The 23,346-nt window shown below is 62.2% G+C and carries 24 protein-coding genes; 10 read left to right on the top strand and 14 right to left on the bottom strand.

Annotation, left to right across the window (positions count from 1 at the left end):
* Positions 1–10: 10 nt before the first annotated feature.
* From RY831_RS14360 to RY831_RS14335, 6 genes are all read right to left on the bottom strand, one after another.
* The gene (locus RY831_RS14360) at positions 11–907 is read right to left on the bottom strand and encodes a phosphoribosylaminoimidazolesuccinocarboxamide synthase (RefSeq protein ID WP_326507037.1); all 897 of its coding nucleotides are present in this window, start codon (positions 905–907) and stop codon (positions 11–13) included.
* Between the two features lie 72 nt (positions 908–979).
* On the bottom strand, positions 980–2,044 hold the full coding sequence (gene fba, locus RY831_RS14355; protein WP_326507036.1) for a class II fructose-bisphosphate aldolase: 1,065 nt from the start codon (positions 2,042–2,044) through the stop codon (positions 980–982).
* Positions 2,045–2,065: 21 nt separating this feature from the next.
* Positions 2,066–3,499 carry a pyruvate kinase gene (pyk, locus tag RY831_RS14350; RefSeq protein ID WP_326507035.1) on the bottom strand — a complete coding sequence of 478 codons (1,434 nt, stop codon included), beginning with the start codon at positions 3,497–3,499 and terminating at the stop codon, positions 2,066–2,068.
* A 106-nt stretch (positions 3,500–3,605) separates the two neighbouring features.
* Positions 3,606–4,796 (bottom strand): phosphoglycerate kinase, encoded by a 1,191-nt coding sequence (locus RY831_RS14345; RefSeq protein WP_326507034.1) that lies wholly within the window; start codon positions 4,794–4,796, stop codon positions 3,606–3,608.
* A gap of 77 nt (positions 4,797–4,873) precedes the next feature.
* Positions 4,874–5,197, bottom strand: coding sequence for an AzlD domain-containing protein (locus RY831_RS14340; RefSeq protein ID WP_326507033.1), 324 nt, complete (start codon positions 5,195–5,197; stop codon positions 4,874–4,876).
* The gene (locus tag RY831_RS14335; protein ID WP_326507032.1) at positions 5,194–5,955 is read right to left on the bottom strand and encodes an AzlC family ABC transporter permease; all 762 of its coding nucleotides are present in this window, start codon (positions 5,953–5,955) and stop codon (positions 5,194–5,196) included. The genes RY831_RS14340 and RY831_RS14335 overlap by 4 nt, the downstream gene beginning before the upstream one ends.
* 204 nt (positions 5,956–6,159) lie before the next feature.
* Between RY831_RS14335 and RY831_RS14330 the strand changes: the two genes are divergently transcribed.
* The 5 genes from RY831_RS14330 to RY831_RS14310 all read left to right on the top strand — a co-directional run bounded on the left by RY831_RS14330 (position 6,160) and on the right by RY831_RS14310 (position 9,580).
* A complete protein-coding gene (locus RY831_RS14330) occupies positions 6,160–7,080 on the top strand; it encodes a branched-chain amino acid transaminase (protein ID WP_326507031.1) in 921 nt (306 codons plus the stop codon).
* Positions 7,081–7,150: 70 nt separating this feature from the next.
* On the top strand, positions 7,151–7,330 hold the full coding sequence (locus tag RY831_RS14325; protein ID WP_326507030.1) for a zinc-finger domain-containing protein: 180 nt from the start codon (positions 7,151–7,153) through the stop codon (positions 7,328–7,330).
* A gap of 185 nt (positions 7,331–7,515) precedes the next feature.
* Positions 7,516–7,950 carry a YybH family protein gene (locus tag RY831_RS14320; protein WP_326507029.1) on the top strand — a complete coding sequence of 145 codons (435 nt, stop codon included), beginning with the start codon at positions 7,516–7,518 and terminating at the stop codon, positions 7,948–7,950.
* Between the two features lie 12 nt (positions 7,951–7,962).
* Positions 7,963–8,919 (top strand): YheT family hydrolase, encoded by a 957-nt coding sequence (locus tag RY831_RS14315; protein WP_326507028.1) that lies wholly within the window; start codon positions 7,963–7,965, stop codon positions 8,917–8,919.
* A 49-nt stretch (positions 8,920–8,968) separates the two neighbouring features.
* Positions 8,969–9,580 carry a DUF2946 family protein gene (locus RY831_RS14310; RefSeq protein ID WP_326507027.1) on the top strand — a complete coding sequence of 204 codons (612 nt, stop codon included), beginning with the start codon at positions 8,969–8,971 and terminating at the stop codon, positions 9,578–9,580.
* A 206-nt stretch (positions 9,581–9,786) separates the two neighbouring features.
* Here RY831_RS14310 and RY831_RS14305 read toward each other — a convergent pair whose 3' ends face one another.
* Positions 9,787–11,292, bottom strand: a complete 1,506-nt coding sequence (locus tag RY831_RS14305) for a M48 family metalloprotease (RefSeq protein ID WP_326507026.1) — start codon at positions 11,290–11,292, stop codon at positions 9,787–9,789.
* A 104-nt stretch (positions 11,293–11,396) separates the two neighbouring features.
* Between RY831_RS14305 and moaC the strand changes: the two genes are divergently transcribed.
* Complete coding sequence (moaC, locus tag RY831_RS14300; protein ID WP_326507025.1) at positions 11,397–11,924, top strand: cyclic pyranopterin monophosphate synthase MoaC; 528 nt, start codon at positions 11,397–11,399, stop codon at positions 11,922–11,924.
* A 44-nt stretch (positions 11,925–11,968) separates the two neighbouring features.
* Here the strand turns inward: moaC and RY831_RS14295 are convergent, their stop codons facing one another.
* The 7 genes from RY831_RS14295 to recA form a co-directional block, all read right to left on the bottom strand.
* Complete coding sequence (locus tag RY831_RS14295; protein ID WP_326507024.1) at positions 11,969–12,550, bottom strand: FHA domain-containing protein; 582 nt, start codon at positions 12,548–12,550, stop codon at positions 11,969–11,971.
* A gap of 32 nt (positions 12,551–12,582) precedes the next feature.
* The gene (locus tag RY831_RS14290; RefSeq protein ID WP_326507023.1) at positions 12,583–13,392 is read right to left on the bottom strand and encodes a Stp1/IreP family PP2C-type Ser/Thr phosphatase; all 810 of its coding nucleotides are present in this window, start codon (positions 13,390–13,392) and stop codon (positions 12,583–12,585) included.
* A gap of 199 nt (positions 13,393–13,591) precedes the next feature.
* Positions 13,592–14,473 (bottom strand): succinate--CoA ligase subunit alpha, encoded by an 882-nt coding sequence (sucD, locus tag RY831_RS14285; RefSeq protein WP_326507022.1) that lies wholly within the window; start codon positions 14,471–14,473, stop codon positions 13,592–13,594.
* Positions 14,474–14,487: 14 nt separating this feature from the next.
* Entirely contained in the window at positions 14,488–15,654 is a 1,167-nt protein-coding gene (gene sucC, locus RY831_RS14280; RefSeq protein WP_326507021.1) for an ADP-forming succinate--CoA ligase subunit beta, read from the bottom strand.
* 45 nt (positions 15,655–15,699) lie between these two features.
* On the bottom strand, positions 15,700–16,281 hold the full coding sequence (locus RY831_RS14275) for a DUF2889 domain-containing protein (protein ID WP_326507020.1): 582 nt from the start codon (positions 16,279–16,281) through the stop codon (positions 15,700–15,702).
* Positions 16,282–16,555: 274 nt separating this feature from the next.
* Positions 16,556–17,017: a recombination regulator RecX gene (recX, locus tag RY831_RS14270; RefSeq protein WP_326507019.1), complete on the bottom strand. Its 462-nt coding sequence runs from the start codon at positions 17,015–17,017 to the stop codon at positions 16,556–16,558.
* Between the two features lie 317 nt (positions 17,018–17,334).
* Positions 17,335–18,402 carry a recombinase RecA gene (recA, locus tag RY831_RS14265; protein WP_326507018.1) on the bottom strand — a complete coding sequence of 356 codons (1,068 nt, stop codon included), beginning with the start codon at positions 18,400–18,402 and terminating at the stop codon, positions 17,335–17,337.
* A 272-nt stretch (positions 18,403–18,674) separates the two neighbouring features.
* Between recA and RY831_RS14260 the strand changes: the two genes are divergently transcribed.
* From RY831_RS14260 to RY831_RS14245, 4 genes are read left to right on the top strand one after another with little or no spacing between them, the layout of a single operon-like run.
* Positions 18,675–19,373 (top strand): response regulator, encoded by a 699-nt coding sequence (locus RY831_RS14260; RefSeq protein ID WP_326507017.1) that lies wholly within the window; start codon positions 18,675–18,677, stop codon positions 19,371–19,373.
* An 8-nt stretch (positions 19,374–19,381) separates the two neighbouring features.
* Positions 19,382–20,941 (top strand): sensor histidine kinase, encoded by a 1,560-nt coding sequence (locus RY831_RS14255; protein ID WP_326507016.1) that lies wholly within the window; start codon positions 19,382–19,384, stop codon positions 20,939–20,941.
* Entirely contained in the window at positions 20,941–21,216 is a 276-nt protein-coding gene (locus tag RY831_RS14250; protein ID WP_326507015.1) for a DUF4212 domain-containing protein, read from the top strand. Before RY831_RS14255 ends, RY831_RS14250 begins: the two co-directional genes overlap by 1 nt.
* Positions 21,206–23,242 (top strand): sodium:solute symporter family protein, encoded by a 2,037-nt coding sequence (locus RY831_RS14245; protein ID WP_326507014.1) that lies wholly within the window; start codon positions 21,206–21,208, stop codon positions 23,240–23,242. The genes RY831_RS14250 and RY831_RS14245 overlap by 11 nt, the downstream gene beginning before the upstream one ends.
* Positions 23,243–23,346 lie beyond the last annotated feature (104 nt).

Below are 23,346 nucleotides of genomic sequence, written 5' to 3'. Positions count from 1 at the left end.
GTTCAGTTCTTTAGTTCTTCAAGGTGGTACCGGTCAGGCGCTCCAGGGCCTCGCGGTATTTCGCGCCTGTCTTCTCGATCACGTCGGCCGGCAGCGCCGGCGCCGGCGCGGTCTTGTTCCAGTCCTTGAGGGTTTCCAGGTAGTCGCGCACGAACTGCTTGTCGAAGGACGGCGGCGAGATGCCGGTCGCGTAGGAATCCGCCGGCCAGAAACGGGAGGAATCGGCGGTCAGCACTTCATCCATCAGGTGCAGCGTGCCGTTGTCGTCGAGACCGAATTCGAACTTGGTGTCGGCGATGATGATGCCGCGCGTGGCCGCATAGTCGGCAGCGGTCTGGTAGAGCTTGATGCTGACGTCGCGCATCCTGGCGGCGAGTTCCTTGCCGATCCGGCTTTCCATTTCCTCGAAGCTGATGTTCTCGTCATGCTCGCCGAGATCGGCCTTGGCCGCCGGCGTAAAGATCGGAGCGGCCAGCCTCTCGGCCTGCTTCAGGCCGGGCGGCAGGGCGATGCCGCAGATGGCGCCGGATGCCTGGTAATCCTTCCAGCCGGAGCCGATGATGTAGCCACGCACCACCGCCTCCACCAGGATGGGCTTGAGGCGCTTGGCGACCACGGCGCGGCCGCGCACCTGCTCCGCTTCGTCTTCCCGCACCACCGATTCCGGCGCGATGCCCGTCAGGTGATTCGGCACGATGTCGCCGAGCTTCTGGAACCAGAAGTCGGACATCTGGTTGAGCACCTTGCCCTTGCCGGGGATCGGCTCGTTCATCACGACGTCGAAGGCCGACAGGCGGTCGGTGGTCACGATCAGGATCTTGTCGTCGCCGACGGCGTAGTTGTCGCGGACTTTGCCGCGGCCCAGCAGAGGCAACGACGAGATGGTGGATTGGTAAAGACTGTTCATCGTATTTCCAAAAAAGCCAAACCGGCGGGTGCCGTGGCAGCCCGCCGGTTGATTGAATGCCGAACCCGAATTTTACTGCACGATCTGCGCGAGTTCGCCTTTTTTGTATTTCTCGGCAATCTTTTCGAGCGGGATCGGCTGGATCTTTCCTGCCTGTCCCTCGCAGCCGAAGGCGATCATGCGCGACTTGACCACCTTCTTCGCGGCTTCGCGGGCCGGCTTCAGGTATTCGCGCGGGTCGAACTTGGACGGATTTTCAACGAAGAAACGGCGGATCGCGCCGGTCATCGCCAGGCGGATGTCGGTGTCGATGTTGATCTTGCGCACGCCGTGCTTGATGCCTTCCTGGATCTCTTCGACCGGCACGCCATAGGTTTCCTTCATGTCGCCGCCGAATTCGCGGATCTCGGCCAGCAGTTCCTGCGGTACGGACGACGAACCGTGCATCACCAGGTGAGTGTTGGGGATGCGCGTATGGATTTCCTTGATGCGCTCGATCGCGAGGATGTCGCCGGTCGGCTTGCGCGAGAACTTGTAGGCGCCGTGCGAGGTGCCGATGGCGATGGCAAGCGCGTCGCACTGGGTCTGCTTGACGAAGTCGGCCGCCTGGTCGACGTCGGTCAGCAGCTGTTCGCGGGTCATGGTGCCTTCCGCGCCGTGGCCGTCCTCCTTGTCGCCCTTCATGGTTTCCAGCGAACCGAGCACCCCGAGTTCGGCTTCAACGGTAACGCCGATGGCGTGCGAGAACTCGACCACCTTGCGGGAGACTTCGACGTTGTATTCGTAGCTGGCAACGGACTTGCCGTCTTCCATCAGCGAACCGTCCATCATCACCGAGGTGAAGCCGGACTTGATCGCGGCCATGCAGACCGCCGGCGACTGGCCGTGGTCCTGGTGCATGACGACCGGGATGTGCGGATAGGCTTCGACCGCGGCTTCGATCAGGTGGCGCAGAAAGGCTTCGCCGGCATACTTGCGGGCGCCTGCGGAGGCTTGCATGATCACCGGGGAGCCGACTTCGTTCGCGGCTTCCATGATCGCGGTGACCTGCTCCAGGTTGTTGACGTTGAATGCGGGCAGACCGTAGCCGTTTTCAGCGGCGTGGTCGAGCAGTTGACGCATGGATACGAGAGGCATGATGTTCTCCAGACAATGAAATTAGTATTCGCCGATCTTCATGATCTTCAGGGCATTGGTACCGCCGACTTGGCCCATCGGTTCTCCCCAGGTCAGGACAATCATGTCACCTTTTTGGACCACACCTTTGGCAAGGAGCAAATCCTGCGCGCCTTTCAGCACCGCTTCCCTGTCGGTGGAATGCGCCAGCTCAAAGGTGCTGACATTGCGGTACAGCGCCGCCTTGCGCTGCGTGGCGAGGATGGGCGTGATCGCGAAGATCGGGATATCGATATTGTGGCGGCTCATCCAGAGCGCGGTCGAACCGGATTCGGTCAGCGCCGCGATGGCCTTGACCCGCAGGTGATAGGCGGTGAACAGCGCACCGTAGGCGATGGACTGGTCGATGCGGGTGAAGGTGGCATTGAGGAAATCGGCGTCGAGCTTGACCGCGTCGGATTTCTCGGCTTCCTGGCAGACCGCGGCCATGATCTCGACGGTTTCGACCGGATACTTGCCGGCGGCGGTTTCCGCCGAGGTCATCACCGCATCGGTGCCGTCGAGCACGGCGTTGGCGACGTCGGAGACTTCCGCGCGCGTCGGCACCGCGTTGACGATCATCGATTCCATCATCTGCGTGGCGGTAATCGCCAGCTTGTTGGATGCGCGCGCCATCTTGATCATGCGCTTCTGCAGCGCCGGCACGGCCGCGTTGCCGACCTCGACCGCCAGGTCGCCGCGGGCGACCATGATGCCGTCGGAAGCGTCGAGGATTTCCTGCAGCACGGGAATGGCTTCGGCGCGCTCGATCTTGGCGATCATCTGCGGCCTGTGGCGCACGCCTTCGCCGGCGATATTGGCCAGCTGGCGCGCCATGATCATGTCGGTCGCGCTCTTGGGGAAGGACACCGCGATGTAGTCGGCCTGGAAGCTCATCGCGGTCTTGATGTCGTCCATGTCCTTGGCGGTGAGCGCCGGCGCGGACAGCCCGCCGCCGAGGCGGTTGATGCCCTTGTTGTTCGACAGTTCGCCGCCGATCCTGACGGTGGTGTGGATGGCGCTGCCGATGATGCGGTCGACCACCAGCACGATCAGGCCGTCGTTGAGCAGCAGCACATCGGCCGGCCTCAGGTCGCGCGGCAATTCCTTGTAGTCGAGCCCGACCTGCGCCTGGTTGCCCATTTCGCAGTCGGCATCGAGGATGAACTTGCTGCCGTTCTCAAGGAAGATCTTGCCCTGCTCGAACTTGCCGATACGGATTTTCGGTCCCTGCAGGTCCGCCATGATGGCGATCTCGCGGCCGCATTCGGCGGCGACCTTGCGGATCATCTCCGCGCGGTCGATATGGTCCTGCGCCTTGCCGTGCGAGAAATTGAGGCGCACCACGTTGACGCCGGCCTTGATCATGCGGCTGAGTATCTCGGGGCTGCTGGAAGCAGGGCCGATGGTGGCAACGATTTTGGTAGCTCTGATCATGTGGAAACCTTCAGGGAGCGGAGAGCGGAGCGGCGGCGGATGCAGTGCAGTGGACCGGTGATACAGCGGGAGCGTGCGGCGCGCAAGGCGCCGCAGCCCCGCCTGATTATTTCGCCCGCTGCAGCAGGATATCGACCGCAGGCAGGGTTTTGCCCTCCAGGAATTCGAGGAAAGCGCCGCCGCCGGTCGAGATGTAGCCGACCTTGTCGGCAATGCCGTACTTGGCGATTGCAGCCAGCGTATCACCGCCGCCGGCGATCGAGAAGCCCTTGGATTCGGCAATTGCCATGGCCAGCGTCTTGGTGCCTTCGGCGAACTGGTCGAATTCGAACACGCCGACCGGGCCATTCCAGACGATGGTGCCCGACTGGGCGATCTGCTGCGCCAGCTGGGCCGCCGTCTTCGGGCCGATGTCGAGGATCATGTCGTCGTCGGTGACATCCTTGACGTCCTTGACGGTGGCGGCCGCCGTCGGGGAAAACTCCTTCGCGCACACCACGTCGACCGGAATCGGCACCGAGGCGCCGCGCTTGGCGAGCATGTCGATGATGGCCTTGGCTTCATCGACCAGGTCGGCCTCGACCAGCGACTTGCCGATCTTCAGTCCGGAAGCCAGCATGAAGGTGTTGGCGATGCCGCCGCCGACGATCAGGTTGTCCACCTTGTCGGCCAGCGATTTCAGGATGGTGAGCTTGGTGGACACCTTGGAGCCGGCGACGATGGCCACCAGCGGGCGCGCGGGCTGGCCGAGCGCCTTGCCCAGCGCATCGAGTTCGGCTGCCAGCAGCGGGCCGGCACAGGCCACCGGAGCGAACTTGGCGATGCCGTGGGTGGTCGCTTCGGCGCGGTGCGCGGTGCCGAACGCGTCATTGACATAGACGTCGCACAGCCTGGCCATCTTCTGCGCGAGTTCGTCGCTGTTCTTCTTCTCGCCTTTGTTGACGCGGCAGTTCTCGAGCAGCACGACCTGGCCCGCCTCTACATCAACGCCGTCGACCCAGTTCTGCTTCAGTTCGACCGGCTTGCCGAGCAGCTCGGACAGGCGCTTGGCGATCGGCGCCAGCGAATCTTCCGGCTTGAACTCGCCTTCGGTCGGACGGCCCAGGTGAGAAGTCACCATGACTGCGGCGCCGGCCTGCAGCGCCTGCTGGATCGCGGGAACCGAGGCGCGGATGCGGGTATCTTCAGTAATGTTGCCGGCGTCGTCCTGCGGCACGTTGAGATCGGCGCGGATGAATACGCGTTTGCCTTGAAGTTGGTTGCTTGCGGTGAGGTCGCTCAGACGGTTGAATTGCATGGCAGGCAGACAATTATTGAAATAATGGAAAAGCCGCTATTCTACTCCAGCGCATCTGGCCGGGAACCGTTTTCCGCTCACAAGATGACGCGGAGCAAAGTGTAGAGGCCCATGCCGACAATGATGGTGCCGAGCAGGTGGCGCGTGGTTAAAAAGAAAACCGTTGCTCCCAGGCCAGCCATCAGCTTCGGATTCATCCAGTCCAGCTGCACCGCCCCGTTTATCGTCACCAGGTCGGGCATGACGATGGCCGCCAGCGCTGCTGCCGGCGCATAGCGCAGCGCGTGCTGCACCTTGGGCGGCAGGCGCACCGCGTGGCCGAACATGAAGAAGGAACCGCGCGTGATGAGCGTGGCGAGCAGAAGCAAGCCGATGGCCATCCAGATTTCAAGATCGCTCATGCCGCCCCCTTCCCGCCCGCTTTTTTCTTGCCGAACAAGGCATCGAACCCCATGGCCGCCGCCATCCCGAGCACGACGGCGAGCAGCAGCCCGAGCCGGTAAGGCAGGCCGGCGGCTAGCACCGAGGTGGCGCCTGCCACCACCACGCCGGCCAGCGCGGCGAGGTTGGCCGTTAGCGGAATCATGATGGACAGCAGCGCCAGCGTGCCGGCAAAGCCGATGCCCCAGCTCTGCGGAATCTGGCTTGCCAGCAGGATGCCCAGCACGGAGCCGCCCTGCCATGCCAGCCAGTTGGGATAGGCGATGCCGTTGAAGTAGCCGACCTTGCCGGCGGTCTCGCCGGCGGTATGGCTGGAAAAGCGCAGGGGAAAGATGCCCATGGTGAGGTCGGCGGTGAAATAGGAATGCCACAGGCGGCGGTGCCATGGCAGGTGGCTGAAATGCGGCGCCAGCGCGGCGGAGAAGATGACGAAGCGCAGGTTGACCACCAGCGCCGTCACGAAGATCACCCACAGCGGCACAGCGGCCGCGATCAGCGGCAGCGCCGCCAGCTGGGCGGAGCCGGCGAAGACGACGAAGGTCATGCCCAGCGCCTGTCCCAGAGTGAGCCCGCTCTTGACCATGGCCATGCCGGTGACCATGCCCCAGGCGAATATGCCAGGTATCGTGCCGGCAGAAGCCTTGACGGCTTCGCGAAATGCCTGCTTCTCCACATCGGACGAAGCGGCCTGGTTGGTGTTCGCTATTGATTTGCTCATATTCCGGCACTTGCGAACCTTGCAAGGCGACGACCTTGCAATGCTCGATGGAGGGCGGCAGCCATGCCCCATGTGCAGGCTGCCGCGAGATTGAAAGGCAATGAAAATGCCAAAGGCAACATTCTACAGACGAATTTTCTCGCCCGTTGGGATGGGCTAAAATCGACGTTTTGCCACAATTGACTATTCTTTGGAGAAGCTCACATGTCCATGGCCGACCGCGACGGGAAAATCTGGAAAGACGGCGAACTCATCGACTGGCGCGATGCCACCATTCACGTCCTGACGCATACCCTGCACTACGGGATGGGCGTATTCGAGGGCGTCAGGGCCTACAAGACCGAACAGGGCACGGCGATCTTCCGCCTGAAGGAACACACGCAGCGCCTGTTCAATTCGGCCAAGATCTTCCAGATGAAGATTCCCTTCGACATGGAAACCCTGATGGAGGCGCAGCGCCAGGTGGTGCGCGAGAACAAGCTCGAGTCCTGCTATATCCGCCCGCTGGTGTGGATCGGTTCGGAAAAGCTCGGCGTGTCGGCCAAGGGCAACACCATTCACGTGGCCGTCGCGGCCTGGCCGTGGGGCGCCTATCTCGGCGAAGACGGCATCGCCAAGGGCATCCGCGTCAAGACGTCTTCCTTCACCCGCCATCATGTGAACGTGTCGCTGGTGCGCGCCAAGGCCTGCGGCTATTACATCAATTCCATCCTCGCCAACCAGGAAGCGCTGGCCGACGGCTACGACGAGGCGCTGCTGCTCGACACCGAAGGTTACGTGTCGGAAGGCTCCGGCGAGAACGTCTTCATGATCAAGAACGGCAAGCTGTACACCCCCGACCTCGCGTCCTGCCTCGACGGCATCACGCGCGACGCGGTGCTCACCATGGCGCGCGACCTCGGCATCGAGGTCATTGAAAAGCGCATCACGCGCGACGAGATGTACTGCTGCGACGAAGCCTTCTTCACCGGCACCGCGGCCGAAGTCACGCCGATCCGCGAACTCGACAACCGCCCGATCGGCGAAGGCAAGCGAGGCCCGATTACCGAAAAGCTGCAGTCCCTGTTCTTCGACGTCGTCGCCGGCAGGGCGCCCCAGTACGCGCACTGGCTGACGCCGGTCTGACCCCGATCCCTCACCATTTCATTTGCATATACCAAATACAACCATGAGCCACGCACCGGAACCGCACAACATGAGCTACGTCGAACTCGACGGCAAGGACCTTCCCGCCTATTGCCCCAACCCGGCAATGCCGATGTGGTCCTCGCATCCCCGCATCACCATTCCGCTCGACCATCACCACACCGGCAAGTGCCCGTACTGCGGCACCGTGTACCGACTGAAGGAAGGCGCGGTGGTCAGGGGGCATTGATTCCTTGACCGCACGCCCTGCGGCCGGGTCATGCCTGTCCTGACCCGGCCGCAGCTTCATCTCCCGCACGCCGTCAAGCTGCGCTCCCTGCGTTTCCCCATTGCTCTATACTGTCCGTCTCCGGCGTTACCTTTCGTCCCCTGATCGTCGGACATCGTTCCGCCCGGAAAGGACACCGATCTACCATGCCCACCACACACAGCAAATTCCTGGAAACACCCGAAGATACCGAGGCCGCGTTCTACGAAGCCATCAGCCGCGCCGACGTCGATGCCGTCATGTCGCTTTGGGCCGATGAGGAAAATATCGTCTGCATCCATCCCGGCGCTCCTCGCCTGATTGGCCATGCCGCCATCCGCGCTGCCTGGGAATCGATCTTCGAGCAGGGCGGCGTGCAGATCCGTCCGGTGCAGCGGCATATCACGCAGAACATGATGACCTCGGTGCACAATATCATCGAGGAAGTGCATCGTACCGTGTCGCGCCAGGCTGATATCCACATTCTCGCGACCAATGTTTATATAAAAACGCATGTAGGCTGGCGGCTGGTCACCCACCACGCATCGGTGGTCCCGGGCGAAGCGCCGCCGGACATCTCGGTCGCCGCGCTGCTGCATTGAGTTTTGGCGGCAATGAAATATCTTCCCCCGTCCTGGCTGCCGGGCGGCCATCTGCAGACCATCTACCCGGCGACCTGCGCGACCAAACCGGCCGTCGCCTACCGCCGCGAACGCTGGCCGACGCCGGATGGCGATTTCATCGATCTGGATTTCGTCGACGGCCAGCCCGGGCAGCCATTCGTGGTGCTGTTCCATGGGCTCGAAGGCTCGTCCGACAGCCACTATGCGCGCGGGCTGATGGCGCACCTGCAGACGCTCGGCTGGTGGGGCGCGGTGCCGCATTTCCGCGGCTGCTCGGGCGAGCCGAACCATGCGCCGCGCTTCTATCATTCGGGCGATGCGGGCGAAGTTGACTGGATCATCCGCCGCCTGCACGACATGCGTCGCCAGCAGCATGCCGGTACGAAATTCTATGCGGCCGGGGTCTCACTCGGCGGCAACGCGCTGCTGCGCTGGCTGGGAGAATCCCAGCACCAGGCCGATTTCGTCGATGCCGCCTGCGCGATTTCCGCGCCGCTGGACCTGGCAGGCGGCGGCGCGGCGCTGTCGAAAGGCGTGAACATGATCTATACGCGCGTTTTCCTGCAGACCCTCAAGCCGAAATGCCTGCACAAGCTGAGCCAGTTCCCCGGCCTGTTCGACCGCGACCGGATGCTCGGCGCGCGCAACCTCTATGAATTCGACAATATCGTCACCGCGCCGCTGCACGGCTACCGCGATACCGACGATTACTGGAACCGAGCCAGTGCCAGGCACATCCTAGATGATATTACCGTGCCCACCCTGGTGCTCAACGCAAGGAACGATCCTTTCCTGCCGGCGAGGCATCTGCCGCAAAGCGCGGCGCCTTGCGTCACGCTGGAGTATCCCGAGCATGGCGGCCATGTCGGCTTTGCGGTCGGCGGGCCGCCGGGAAGGCTGCACTGGCTGCCGCGGCGCATTACGGCATTTCTCCAGGCTGCGGGCTGACATCGGGTTGAATTCAGGTTGAATTCGGGCGGAAACGAAAGGATAGAACATGGATGACATCGTCAGGCAAGCGATGGCCAAATGGCCGAACGTGCCGCACTGCTATGGCTGGCTGGGACTGGATGCGCGCGGCGTCTGGCGTATGCGCGACGAGCGCGCGCAGGCGCAGGGGCTTGCGGGCGACAAGATCGCCAATGCCGCCCTGCTCGGCTTCATCAACCGCAACTATACGCATGACGACCTGGGCCGCTGGTATTTCCAGAACGGCCCGCAGCGGGTCTATGTGAATCTCGAAGCGGCCCCCTATGTCGTGCGCACCGATCCGGAACAGGGCCTGCTGGCGCATACCGGCGAAGCCTGGCCGGCGCTCGATGCCGCGTGGCTGACCGATGGCGGCCTGCTGGTATTCCAGGGCGGCGGCAAGGTAGGCATCATCGACGACCGGGACATGGCGCAATGCCTGCCGCAGCTGCAGATGAACGGTGCGCCGGTCGATGACGACGCACTGCTGGCTTGGCTAGGTTCACGCGAAGAAGGCCGGCTGTCCTTCGAATATCAAGGACGCAGCCTGCCGGTGTCGTTCATCGAACGCGCGCAGCTTGCCACAACATTCGGCTTCGTGACCGAGCCACAGCCGCAGGGCGGGGAAGAAAAGGCCTGAGCCTGCTGGCGCGAGCGAACGAACAAGCAGCCACGCGCCCTAGAGCGGATTGCGAATTGGTGTACGGTCGCTTCGGCCTGCCTTGGGCCCACTTCACCATGGCAGCGTTGTTCGTCGCTTGTGTGGCCCGCTACACGGCGCTCCTCTTGCCTTGCCCTGCATCCCAGGACAAACCGATTCTCCTCTACACCCACCCGCAATCCACTCTAGCGCTCGCGCTGCTGCTCTTCTTTCATCTCTTCCATCCAGCGCGCCTTGAATTCCCGCTCGCGGGCATCGATCATCGCCTGGTCGTAAAAGGAGGCGTCTCCCGCGCGGCGCGCAATGCCCAACTGGTCGATCGCGGCCGGCATGCTGCCATTGATTGCATAGGCTTCGGCCAGTGCCAAGTGCTGCAGCGCCTGCTTGCCCTGGGCTGCATAGGCGCGGGCCAGGAGGTCTTGCAGCTTGGCATCCTGCCGGTATAGCTGCGCCTGGTCGCGTAGATAATTGATCGCATCGTCATTGCGGCCGACACGCAGCAGCGCATCCGCATACTGCCGCGCGATGCCGCGCGAAACCGGGTATTTCGTCCTTGCCGCATCGGCTTCCCTGACCGCGCCTGCAGCATCGTTCGCGGCCAGCTTGATATCGATGGCCATGCTTGCGATCAGCGGGCTCTGCACCGGCGCCGAAGCGCCGTTGGCCGCGGCGACCGATTCCTGCAGCAGGCTCTGCGCCTTGGCGGCATTGCCCTGGCGCAGCGCAATGAATGCCTGGCCGTACTTGGCTGACATCACCGGCACCCTGGCCTTTAGTTGCAGCTGGCTGTCGAAAGCAATCGAGGCTTCCCGCAAGCCTTGCGCCGACGGATCCTGCAGGACGCGCAGGCGCGCGCGCGCCAGGTGGAAATCGATGCTGTCGGCGCGCTGCTTGTAGCGCAGGTCGCGGGTACGGGCCTGAATGTCGGCGATGCGCTCGGTGGTCATCGGATGCGAGCGCAGGTAGGCCGGCGCCGAATCGGTGTAGGAGCGTGTCGCATTTTGCATTCTGGCAAAGAAGGAAATCATGCCGGAAGTGTCATATCCGGCTTCCCGCAGAATCTGCAGGCCGATGCGGTCGGCCTCGCGCTCCGCGTCGCGGCTGAAATTGAGCTGGCGCTGCAGGGCAACACCCTGCCCGCCCATCAGCAACGCGGCAGACGTATCCGGACTGCCGCGCACCGCCAGTGCCGCCAGCAGTGCCGTGGCGAGCGGAATCAGGGAGTCCTGCTTTTGGCGGCCGAGCATGCGCGCAATATGGCGCTGGGAAACGTGGCCGATTTCGTGCGCGAGTACAGACGCCAGTTCCGATTCATTTTGTGCTGCAAGGACCAGCGCGGAATGCACCCCGATGAATCCGCCCGGCAAGGCGAATGCATTGAGCATCGGATCGCGCACCGGGAAGAAAAAGAAGTCGTAGCCCGCCTCCCCGCGCGCCTCGGGATGGGCCGTCAGCAGGCTGGTACCGAAGTTGTTGAGATACTCGAGGACGGGATCATCGTCGAGATAATCCTTATCGCGCCGGATGTCGCGCATGATCTGTTCGCCGAGCTTGCGCTCCATCTGCGGCGACAGCGATTCGCGCTCGGTGTCGCCCAGGCTGGGCAGGTTCTGCGCATGCCCGGGTAATGGTTGCACTGTGGCACTCATGGCGATGATCGCCGCGAGCAGCATGGCACGTACTCCGGGCATTCTGGGCACTCCAGACACTAGGTGAAGGGAAAGGAATTTGGGGTTCACGATGCTATGATACCCCGACCTCAAACCTATGCACCACGCGATCAAGTTTGTTACCTATGGACACAAAAAACTACACGCCGGGAGACGGCGCCAATGGCGGCCTGACGCATTTCGACACAGCGGGCCAGGCTCACATGGTGGATGTCGGTGCCAAGGATGAAACGCATCGCGTCGCCGTCGCCGCCGGAAGAATCGGCATGAAGCCTGAAACGCTGGCCATCGTGCTGTCCGGCTCAGCAAAAAAGGGCGATGTGCTGGGGATCGCGCGCATCGCTGCGATCATGGGCGCAAAAAAGACCAGCGACCTGATTCCGCTTTGCCATCCTCTCGCCCTCACCCGGGTAAAGGTCGAATTTCAAGCCGATGAAACTTCGTCGTCCATTCTCTGCACCGCGCAGGTGGAAACCCGTGGCAAGACCGGCGTCGAGATGGAAGCGCTGACGGCGGTGCAGGTCGGGTTGCTGACCATTTACGATATGTGCAAGGCGGTGGATCGCGGCATGGTGATGACCGACGTGCGCGTGCTGGAGAAGCGCGGCGGCAAGTCGGGAGACTGGAACGCGGACGTCGAGCCCGCGCGCTGACGAGGCGGCAAACTTTCAAGCCGGCGGGATGAAGCGGGCCTGGCTCAGCCGCAGGAAAACATCATCTTCACGCCGGCGATGTCCAGCATGTCGCCATCGTCAAGTGCGCAGCTCTCGCCATCCATTGATGCACCATTGATCAGCGGCCGGATCCTGCCTTCCACATGCACGATCCGGTAAGCATCCGCCTCGCGGATCAGGCCGGCCACGCCGATGCCGGGCCGGCCGATGGTCGTCAGCGTTTCCCGCACCGTGACTTCCCTGCCCGCCGTCGGACCGCTCAGCATGCGCAGACGGGCGCCGGCGGCTTTCGCACCTTTCCGCGGTGAAGATGCTTCTTCACCCGCAATGAACTGCAGCCGGTAATGCGCAAGCATGACGACATCATCATGCTGGAGAAAGTGCTTCTTGAACGGCTGGCCGTTGATCTGGGTGCCGTTGGTGCTGTTCAAGTCTTCGATATACGGGCCGTCGGCACCCGGCACGATCATCGCATGCATCGCGCTGATGGCGAGGTCTTCCAGCACCAGGTCGTTTTGCGGCGCGCGTCCAATGGTCACGCGCTCGCTTCCGAGAGCGAGCTCCTGCAGAACAGTTGTTCCCGAAGACACGATGATCTTTGCCAAGCCGCCTCCCGCTGCCAGAATTCCGCCAATGCTCAGCCTATCCACCTGAGCATCCGGCTCAAGACCCCGCCCGGCTGCGAAGCAAGGGTCTGCACCCGGATCAGGATCACTGAGATATTGTCATGACCGCCCTTCGCATTTGCTTCGGCGACCAGCGCTTCGCATGCCGCTTCCAGCGAGGCCCGATGCTCCCGCAGGATGCGTCCCATGCCGTCGATGTCGAGCATGTCGGACAGGCCGTCGGAACACAGCAGATAGATGTCGCCCGCCTGGACGGAATGCGCATGCAGTTCGACCTCCATCTCTGGATCAACGCCCACCGCCCGCGTCACGAGGTTACGGTGCAAAGCATAAGCCGCGGACGCAGGATCGACAAGGCCGGCATCGATCTGCTCCTGCACCAGGGAATGGTCTTTCGTGATCTGAACCAGTGCCTCGCCGCGTAGCCGGTAGGCGCGCGAATCGCCGACATGCGCGAGGGTAAGCCGGTCTTCGTCGAAGACGGCGGCAACGATGGTGGTGCCCATGCCCCGACAATCGGCGTCCGCTTCCGCTGCGGCGAGAATGGCCTTGTTGGCTTCGTGAATCGAGGCATTCAGGAGCTGGAGCACCTGGGCATCCCTGCGCCGCTCGGACAGGCTGGGCAGGCCGGCCTGCAGGCGCAGGCGCACCGCATCGACCGCCATCGCGCTCGCCACCTCGCCGGCGTTGTATCCTCCCATGCCGTCGGCCAGGACGGCGAACGCATGCTCCGGACTCGCATGGATGGCGTCCTCGTTATGCGAGCGCACCATTCCGGTATCCGTCCGGGCGGCGAATTCAAGGTCGGGTCTGGGAAGCATGGGGGAGATTATACGTCCACGCCGGGCGCATATTTTCAAACTGGCAAGGAAACTTGGCAATTCGACCGATCCCTCGTGTCGTCACGCCCTGTCCACCCCTTGCTTCAAAGCGATAGGCACAGAAAACGCATAAAAAACGGGGAGCTCGAAAGCTCCCCATTTTCACGCACTGCTGCGGCTGCAGCCGCATGGATCCTGATTACAGCGCGGCCTTCAACAGCTTCGCCATCTCGGACGGGTTCTTGGTAACCTTGATGCCGCAGGCTTCCATGATTTCCAGCTTGGCTTGCGCCGTGTCGTCGCCGCCGGAGATCAGCGCGCCTGCATGGCCCATGCGCTTGCCCGGGGGAGCGGTAACACCGGCAATAAAGCCGATAACCGGCTTCTTCATGTTGTCCTTGATCCAGCGCGCCGCGTTGGCTTCATCCGGACCGCCGATCTCGCCGATCATGATGACGGCATCGGTCTCGGGATCGTCATTGAAGGCCTTCATGACGTCGATGTGCTTGAGACCGTTGATCGGGTCGCCGCCGATGCCGACTGCGGAGGACTGGCCCAGGCCGAGCGCGGTCAGCTGGCCGACGGCTTCATAGGTCAGCGTGCCGGAACGGGACACGACGCCGATGCGGCCCTTCTTGTGGATGTGGCCGGGCATGATGCCGATCTTGATTTCATCGGGCGTGATCAGGCCGGGGCAGTTCGGTCCGAGCAGCAGGGTCTTGCTGCCGGCCTTGGCCATGCGGTCCTTCAGTGCCAGCATGTCGCGCACCGGGATGCCTTCGGTGATGCAGATGGCCAGGTCGAGTTCGGCTTCGACCGCTTCCCAGATGGCGGCGGCGGCGCCGGCCGGCGGAACGTAGATGACCGAGACGGTCGCGCCGGTCTTCTCTTTCGCGTCCTTGACGTTCGCGAAAATCGGAATGCCTTCGAAATCCTCGCCTGCCTTCTTCGGATTCACGCCGGCGACGAATGCATTCTTGCCGTTCGCGTACTCGCGGCACATGCGTGTGTGGAACTGGCCGGTCTTGCCGGTGATGCCCTGCGTGATGACTTTGGTATCTTTATTGATCAGAATCGACATATTTCTTCCCTCGATTATTTACCGTTGGCCGCGGCGACAACCTTCTGCGCGGCTTCTTCCATGGTGTCGGCCGAGATGATCGGCAGGCCGGATTCGGCCAGCATCTTCTTGCCCAGGTCTTCGTTGGTGCCCTTCATGCGCACGACGAGCGGCACCTTGAGGGAAACGGCCTTGGATGCGGTGATCACGCCTTCGGCGATCACGTCGCAGCGCATGATGCCGCCGAAGATGTTGACCAGGATGGCTTGCAGGCCGGGATTCTTCAGCATGATCTTGAAGGCTTCGGTCACTTTCTCCGCGGTGGCGCCGCCGCCGACGTCGAGGAAGTTGGCCGGCTCGCCGCCGAACAGCTTGATGGTATCCATGGTAGCCATCGCCAGGCCGGCGCCGTTCACCAGGCAGCCGATGTTGCCGTCGAGGGAGATGTAGGCGAGGTCGAACTTGGAAGCTTCGACTTCAGCCGGATCTTCTTCGTCGATGTCGCGCATCGCGACGATCTCGGGCTGGCGGAACAGCGCGTTGGAATCGAAGTTGAATTTCGCGTCGAGGGCGATGACCTTGCCGTCGCCGGTGAGAATCAGGGGGTTGATTTCTGCCAGGGAAGCGTCGGTTTCCCAGTAAGCCTTGTACAGGCCCTGCAGCTGCGTGCGCGCATCGGCGATGGAGCCGGGCGGCACGCCGATCTTGGCGGAGATGGAATCCGCGTCGGCATCTGTCAGGCCGGTGGCCGGGTCGATCACGACCTTGTGAATGAGTTCAGGGTGCTTTTCGGCGACTTCCTCGATGTCCATGCCGCCTTCGCTGGAAGCCATCAGGACCACGCGCTGGCTGAGGCGGTCGGTCACCATGGAGACATACAGTTCCTTCTTGATGTCGGCGCCTTCTTCGATCAGCAGGCGGCGCACCTTCTGGCCGTCCGGGCCGGTCTGGTGCGTGACGAGCTGCATGCCCATGATGGCGTCAGCGTATTCCTTGACCTGGTCGAGCGACTTGGCAACCTTGACGCCGCCGCCCTTGCCACGGCCGCCCGCATGGATTTGTGCCTTGACGACCCACACCGGGCCTCCCAGGGTTTCGGCCGCCTTGACCGCTTCTTCAACGGAAAAGCACGGGATACCGCGCGGAACCGTCACTCCGTACTTGCGGAGGATTTCTTTGCCCTGATACTCATGGATTTTCATGCGAGCTTCCCTTCAGACGCTTAGTAAAAAATTGAAACTTGTGGGTTAACTGGGTTCATTTGTGACTTCGGAGCGATCCGCCCAGCGCGGATAGAACCGTGCGACCGCGGGGCCATCGGTGCGCAATGCATGGCAGCGGTCGAGTTGAAATGGTTTGTGCTGCTGGCCATCCGCCCGGTCGCCATCACGGGTATCGATGACATCGCCGGCGAAAGCCTGGATCGCGGCGGTAGGCAGGACCTGCGCGAGTTCTGTCAGATGGGTGCAACCCTGGATGCCGGCCATGCGCTGCCTGACGCCTTCGCGGAATCCCTTCATCAGGTTGAGGCCGACCAGCTTGCCGTAGTCCGGGCCGATGGTATCGCAATAGCCCGGATAAGGTACCGCGTCGGACGCGGCTTCGGCCGCAACGACATTGAGGTGCAGATCGATGGTCAGGCGCAGCGTCAGGTCATGGATGGGTGCGCCGGCCGGCCGCACGCCGGATGCCAGCTTGCTGTCGCGGGTTTTTGTGTCGGTGATGCGCGCGTCGATGTCCCACAATCCATCATCGCGTGCGAACGCTTCGATATGGATTGCACGAATGTGCCTGAGGGCACGGCGTGATGACGGCGGAGATAAGGGCATAACAACCAATGCCTGCGAAGCGGCCAAAGTAAGCCGCATTTGCGTGTCGCTGCCGCAGCTTCTACGGCAACAGCCGCTCATGCGGCGCTGCAAAAACCCCGAAAGTGTAGCACAGGTCAGGATCGCATAGCCAACCCGATATTTCAGAAATGAAAGTTAGCTGGAGTTACCAATGACTTGTGGCGCTTTAACGGTGTAGTTAGGCTTGGCATTCACGAGGCGAATATCATGACTTTCGCCCTGCCGATATCTCGATGCGGCACTGCAACCAGACTTATTCGTCGTCGCCGGAAGTTTCGGCCGCGCGCAACGCGGCACGGATCGCGGAATGGGAAAAGCCGCGTTGCTGCAGGAAGCGCATCTGCTTCGCACGCTCCGCCGCGTCGGCGGGCGCTTGGCGGAAACGCCTGGACCATACCTCCTTCGCACGGGATGCTTCGTCCTGCACCAGGCTGGTCTTGATCTCGCTTAGCGCATCGCCGCCAATGCCATGGCTTTGCAATTCGGAGAGGATGCGGGAGTTGCCGAAGCGCGAGGCGCGGCGATGAACCAGGGATTCGGAAAAACGGGATTGGGAAAGAAACTTGGAGGATTCCAGCCAGTCGAGCAAAGCTTCGATATCGTCGCCTTCCTGGGCATAACGCGACAGCTTGCGTGCCAGTTCTAGGCGGCTGTGCTCACGGTTAGACAGATACTTCAGAGCCCGCGCTTTCAGGCTCATTTGAGGCTTTGCCATGATGGGTCAGAAGGAAGTTTGCACAGGTACGCTGTATTGCAAGTATTGAAGCACTGTTACCGGAAAATCATTGCAATGCAAGCGAAAAACTGGATATCGCCCAACCAGGCGGCTCGCGATCCGCCAAGCCGGACAACATCGAAAAGTGCCTTGCCGAATTCATGCTAATTCATGCCATGGGATGGCTTGCTGCGGCTTGGCACTTCTCTGCAACTTCAAACTGCAGCGCGGGCTCTCTCACGCGAAGTAACCACATTAACTGAAAAAGGCAGAAGCACTCCTGCTGACTGCTTCTGCCCTGCTACCCGATTGCTTGATTACTCTTCTGCGGCCTGAGCAGCCACGGAAGCGCTTGCACTTGCCGGGGGCAATTCCCGCACACCAAGCGAGGCGCGAACCTTGTTTTCGATTTCGCGCGCCAGCTCCGGATGCTCCCTCAGATAGGTACGCGCATTGTCCTTACCCTGACCGATACGCTCGCCGTTATAGCTATACCAGGCGCCCGATTTCTCGACGATCTTGGCTTCGGCACCCAGATCGAGGACTTCACCTTCGCGGGAAGTGCCTTCGCCATACAGGATGTCGAAGTGAGCTTCCTTGAACGGCGGAGCGACCTTGTTCTTGACGACCTTGACCTTGGTCTCGTTGCCGATCACTTCGTCACCCGACTTGATGGACCCGGTACGACGGATGTCCAGGCGAACCGATGCATAAAACTTGAGTGCATTACCGCCGGTCGTGGTTTCCGGATTGCCGAACATGACGCCGATCTTCATGCGGATCTGGTTGATGAAGATGACCAGCGTATTGGTACGGTTGATGCTGCCGGTCAGCTTGCGCAGCGCCTGGGACATCAGGCGAGCCTGCAGACCCGGCAGGGAGTCGCCCATGTCGCCTTCGATTTCGGCGCGCGGTGTCAGTGCCGCCACGGAGTCGACCACCACCAGGTCAACGCTGCCGGAACGTACCAGCGCATCGCAGATTTCCAGCGCCTGCTCGCCTGTGTCCGGCTGCGAAATAAGCAGCTCGGACAGATTGACGCCCAGTTTCTGTGCATAAACCACGTCCAGCGCATGTTCCGCGTCGATGAAGGCGCAGGTGCCGCCAAGCTTCTGCATTTCCGCAATGGCTTGCAGCGTCAATGTGGTTTTACCGGAGGATTCAGGGCCATAGATTTCAACCACGCGACCCCGCGGCAAGCCGCCGACGCCAAGCGCGATGTCCAGACCAAGAGAACCCGTCGAAACTACCTGCACTTCCTCGGCGACCGCGCCATCGACCATGCGCATGACGGAGCCCTTGCCGAACTGCTTTTCAATTTGCGCCAGCGCCGCAGCGAGTGCCTTGCCCTTTTCCGAGTTTTGCGCTGTTTTCTTGTCGTCCATAACTGTATTCTTTCGACGGTTGAGTATTCACATAGAGCTCATTGAGCTGAGTCTCTTATCTGGAGGCGGCATTCAAAGTCACAAGCCATACTGTATAAAAAAACAGTGATTGGCGCAAGCACCAAATACCACTAATTTTCATCCGGAGCAAAGTTGACTAATATGAATGGCAAAGTACCAGCGTGGTGCGCCTTGCTGCTATTAACGAAAAGCAATAGACTTGCTGCAACCCAGTTGTCTCAATTGTCTCACCTTGATTGCCGGTCCCGACCATGCGTATCCTGCTTGCCGAAGACGATAGTGTACTTGCCGACGGACTCACCCGCTCCCTGCGCCAGTCCGGCTATGCGACCGATTGCGTCAAGAACGGCCAGGAGGCCGATTCGGCGCTGTCGACCCAGGATTTCGACCTGCTGATCCTCGACCTGGGCCTGCCCAAGATGCCCGGCCTCGAAGTCCTGCGCCGGCTGCGCGCCCGCAATTCCCGGCTACCGGTGCTCATCCTCACCGCCGGCGATTCGATCGAGCAGCGCGTCAAGGGGCTGGACCTCGGCGCCGACGACTTCATGGCCAAGCCCTTCGCCCTGTCCGAACTCGAAGCCCGGGTGCGTGCGCTGACCAGGCGCGGCGCCGGCGGCGGACCGACCGTCATCAAGCATGGCCCTCTGTCGTATGACCAGGTCGGCCGCATCGCTTACATAAACGAGCAGATGCTCGACCTGTCGGCCCGGGAGCTGGGTTTGCTGGAAGTGCTGCTGCAGCGAACCGGCCGCCTCGTGTCGAAGGAGCAACTGGTGGACCATCTGTGCGAATGGGGCGAGGAAGTCAGCAACAACGCCATCGAAGTCTACGTGCATCGGCTGCGCAAGAAGATCGAGGTGGGCGGCGTGCGCATTGCCACCGTCCGCGGACTCGGATATTGCCTTGAAAAGTTTTCCGATGCCGCGCATCACGCCGCGCCTCCCGGCTGAAATTCCCCATGGATGATGCACGCCATGCAGATGCCGATGGCAAGGAAAAGCCTGCCGCGGCATCGCCCATTCAGCATGACCTGATGGACACGCAGCCCGAGGAACGTATCCAGCGTTCGCTGTTCGGCGAGATCCTCGACTGGATGCTAGTGCCGCTGCTGCTGCTGTGGCCGATGAGCATTGCGATCACTTACCTCGTGGCGAAATCGATTGCCAATCATCCTTTCGACCGCGCGCTCGATGACAATGTCATCGTCCTGGCGCAGCAGGTCAAGGAAGTCAACGGCAAGGTCGTCGCCCCGCTGTCGGGCGCGGCAAGGGATATCCTGCGCGCCGACGATATTGACAACGTCTTCTTTCAGGTCGTCGGCCCCGGCGGCGAACTGATCGACGGCGACCGGGAATTGCCGCTGCCGGTCGACGAGGAAAAGCCGGTGTCGGGCTCGGTGCAGTTCCGCAACGACACCATACGCGGCGCGGATGTGCGGGTGGCCTATGTCTATGTCGACCTGCGCCGCACGCGCACGCGCACTCCCGTGAGCGGCAAGCAGGAATCGATGGTCGCCCTGATCCAGGTTGCCGAAACGCTGGACAAGCGGGCCTTCCTGGCCAATGAAATCATCAAGGGCGTGATCCTGCCGCAGTTCATCATCCTGCCGGTGGCCCTGGCGCTGGTGTGGTTCGCGCTGTCGCGTGGACTGTCGCCGCTGGCGGAACTGCAGCAGCGAATCCGCGCGCGTCGCTCGGACGACCTGAGCCCGATCGATTCTGGCCAGGTGCCGGAAGAGATCACGCCTCTCGTGCGCTCGCTCAACGAGCTGCTGGAACGCCTGTCGCAAAGCATCCAGATGCAGAAGCGCTTCATCGCCGATGCGGCGCACCAGATGAAGACCCCGCTGGCCGGCATGCGCATGCAGTCGGAGCTGGCCCTGCGCGAGGAACGCCCGGAGGAGATCCATCGCTCGCTGGAGCAATTGTCGAAAAGCTCGGAAACGGCGACGCGCCTGGTCAACCAGCTGCTGTCGCTGGCCCGCGCGGAGAACCAGAACCCGGAATCGAACCTGTTCGTGCCGGTGGAATTGTCTGAACTGGCGCGCAACACGGTGCACGACTGGGTGCAGCAATCGTTTGCGCACCGCATCGACCTCGGTTTCGAACAGCCCGGCCATCCGATCATGGTCAAGGGCAATCCGATCATGCTGCGCGAAATGCTGACCAACCTGATCGACAATGCCCTGCGCTACACGCCCGCGGGAGGAAGCGTGACCGTGCGGGTGCGCGCCAACGCCGCCGACGAGCTGGCGATCCTGGAAGTCGAGGACACCGGCCCCGGCATTCCGCCCTCGGAGCGGGCGCATGTGTTCGAGCGCTTCTACCGCATCCTCGGTAGCAACGTCGAGGGAAGCGGGCTCGGCCTGGCCATCGTGCGCGAAATCGCGCAGCAGCACAATGCGATCGTCGACATCTTCAATAATCCCCACTCCCATGATCCGAAGCATCCCGGCAGCCTGTTCCGCGTCACCCTGCGCATGGAGCAGCGTCCCGAATTCATCGAGGACATAGGCTGATGAGCGCCGAGAAGATCCAGCACAACCGCGCGCTGCACTGGCGGCGCACGCGCCGCCTGACCGCCATCCTCATCTTGACCTGGTTCCTGACGACCTTCGTCTTCATTTTCTTCGCCCGTGAATTTTCCGCACTGACGATACTCGGCTGGCCGGTCTCCTTCTACATGGCCGGCCAGGGGCTGACCGTGCTCTACCTCGCCATCATCGCGGTCTACATGCGACGCATGGGCAGGCATGACCGGCTGCTCGAGAACGAGATCGACGATGCCAAATAGCACTTTCTTCATTCGACTGGTGCGCTACTACGGCTGGTACACGCTCGGCTTCATTGCCCTCCTGGCCGTGCTGTCCATCCTGGAGAACGAGGGTTTCCCGCGCGCATGGATCGGCTACATGTTCATGTTTTCCACCATCGTGCTGTATGCGGGCATCGGCGTGCTCAGCCGTACCTCGGACGTTTCCGAGTACTACGTCGCCGGCCGCCGCGTCCCGCCCATGTTCAACGGCATGGCGACCGCCGCGGACTGGATGTCGGCGGCCAGCTTCATCAGCCTCGCCGGCGGACTTTACGTGCTGGGGTTCGACGGCTTGGCTTACATCCTCGGCTGGACCGGCGGCTTCTGCCTGGTTGCGCTGCTGATCGCGCCCTACCTCAACAAGTTCGGCCAGTACACGATTCCCGATTTTCTGGCGGTGCGCTACTGCGGCAGCAACAACGGCAGCATGGTGCGCGTACTCGCCGTGATGGCCACCGTGCTGGTGTCCTTCACTTACGTGGTGGCGCAGATCTACGGCGTCGGCCTGATCACATCCCGCTTTACCGGCGTCGATTTTTCGGTCGGCATCTTTCTCGGGCTGGCGAGCATCCTGGTTTGCTCCTTCCTCGGCGGCATGCGCGCCATCACCTGGACCCAGGTGGCGCAGTACATCATCATGATCATCGCCTACATGATTCCGGTGGTCTGGCTGTCGGCCAAGCACACCAGCGTGCCGATTCCCCAGGTGGCCTACGGCTCGGCGCTGGCAAAATTGAGCGAACGCGAAAAGGCACTGAATCTCGATCCGGGAGAACGGCAGGTGCGCACCATTTTCCTGGAGCGCGCGCGCCAGTACGAGGAAAAGCTGAAGGCCCTTCCCAAGTCATGGGAGGACGGACTGCAGGATGCCCAGTGGCATGTCGACAGCCTCAAGCGCAGCAACGCCACGCTCATCGAGATCAAGGCGGCCGGACGCGCGCTCGCGAGTTATCCGAAGGATCCGAACGAAGCCAGGCGAAAGTGGACGGAAGCCCGTGCCTATAACCTGGCGCGGTCGGAGCCGCTGGTGGCCCACGAGGAACCGTTTCCGGGCAAGACCAAGGAAGCATCGGACAACAAGCGCAACAATTTCCTGGCGCTGGTGCTGTGCCTGATGATGGGCACGGCGGCGCTGCCCCATATCCTGGTGCGGTTCTACACGACCCCGACGGTGAAGGCGGCGCGCCGGTCGGTGTTCTGGTCGCTATTCTTCATCATGCTGCTGTACATCACCGTGCCGGCATTGGCGGTGCTGGTCAAGTACGACATCTACACCTCGCTGGTGGGTACATCCTTCTTGAAGCTTCCGTCCTGGGTATCCTACTGGGCAAGCATCGACAAGATCAACCCGCTGGTCACGATCACCGACATGAACCGCGACGGCATCGTGCAGCTGGCGGAAATCGTGATGGACGGCGATATCGTCGTGCTGGCCACGCCGGAAATCGCCGGCCTGCCCTACGTGATTTCCGGCCTGATCGCCGCCGGCGGCCTGGCCGCCGCGCTGTCCACCGCCGACGGCCTGCTGCTGACCATCTCCAATGCCCTCTCGCACGACATCTACTACAAGACCGTCGATCCGAAGGCGTCCAGCCAGAAGCGTGTGACGATTTCCAAGCTGCTGCTGCTGGTGGTGGCGCTGGTCGCGGCCTATGCCGCCTCGCTCAAGCCGGGCGACATCCTGTCCATGGTGGGGGCGGCCTTCTCGCTGGCTTCCTCGGCCCTGTTCCCTGCCCTGGTATTGGGCGTTTTCTGGAAACGTGCGAACCAGCAAGGTGCAATCGCCGGCATGCTGACCGGGTTCACCATCTGCGTTTATTACATGGTGCGCACCTATCCCGCGCTCGGCGGCTCCTCGCTCAACCAGTGGTTCGGTATCGCCCCGATCTCCGCCGGCGTCTTCGGCGTGCCGGCCGGGTTCGCGGCCATCGCCCTGGTCAGCCTGCTCACGCGCGCGCCGGACCAGCGTACCAGCGCGCTGGTCGACCACATCCGGACGCCCTAGCGCGGATTGCCCATGCCGGCATGCCTGCTGGCACGCTTCTGGCATCACTCATGACGAAGCGCAGCGAGCAGGCGGCTGGCTTGCGCTAAGCTGCAGCTGTTTAC

The organism is Noviherbaspirillum album (assembly GCF_035916955.1).
GTDB classification, from domain to species: Bacteria; Pseudomonadota; Gammaproteobacteria; order Burkholderiales; family Burkholderiaceae_D; genus Noviherbaspirillum; species Noviherbaspirillum album.
The sequence above is the reverse complement of the archived record's forward strand: the minus strand, read 5'-3'. Positions and strand labels throughout refer to the sequence as shown.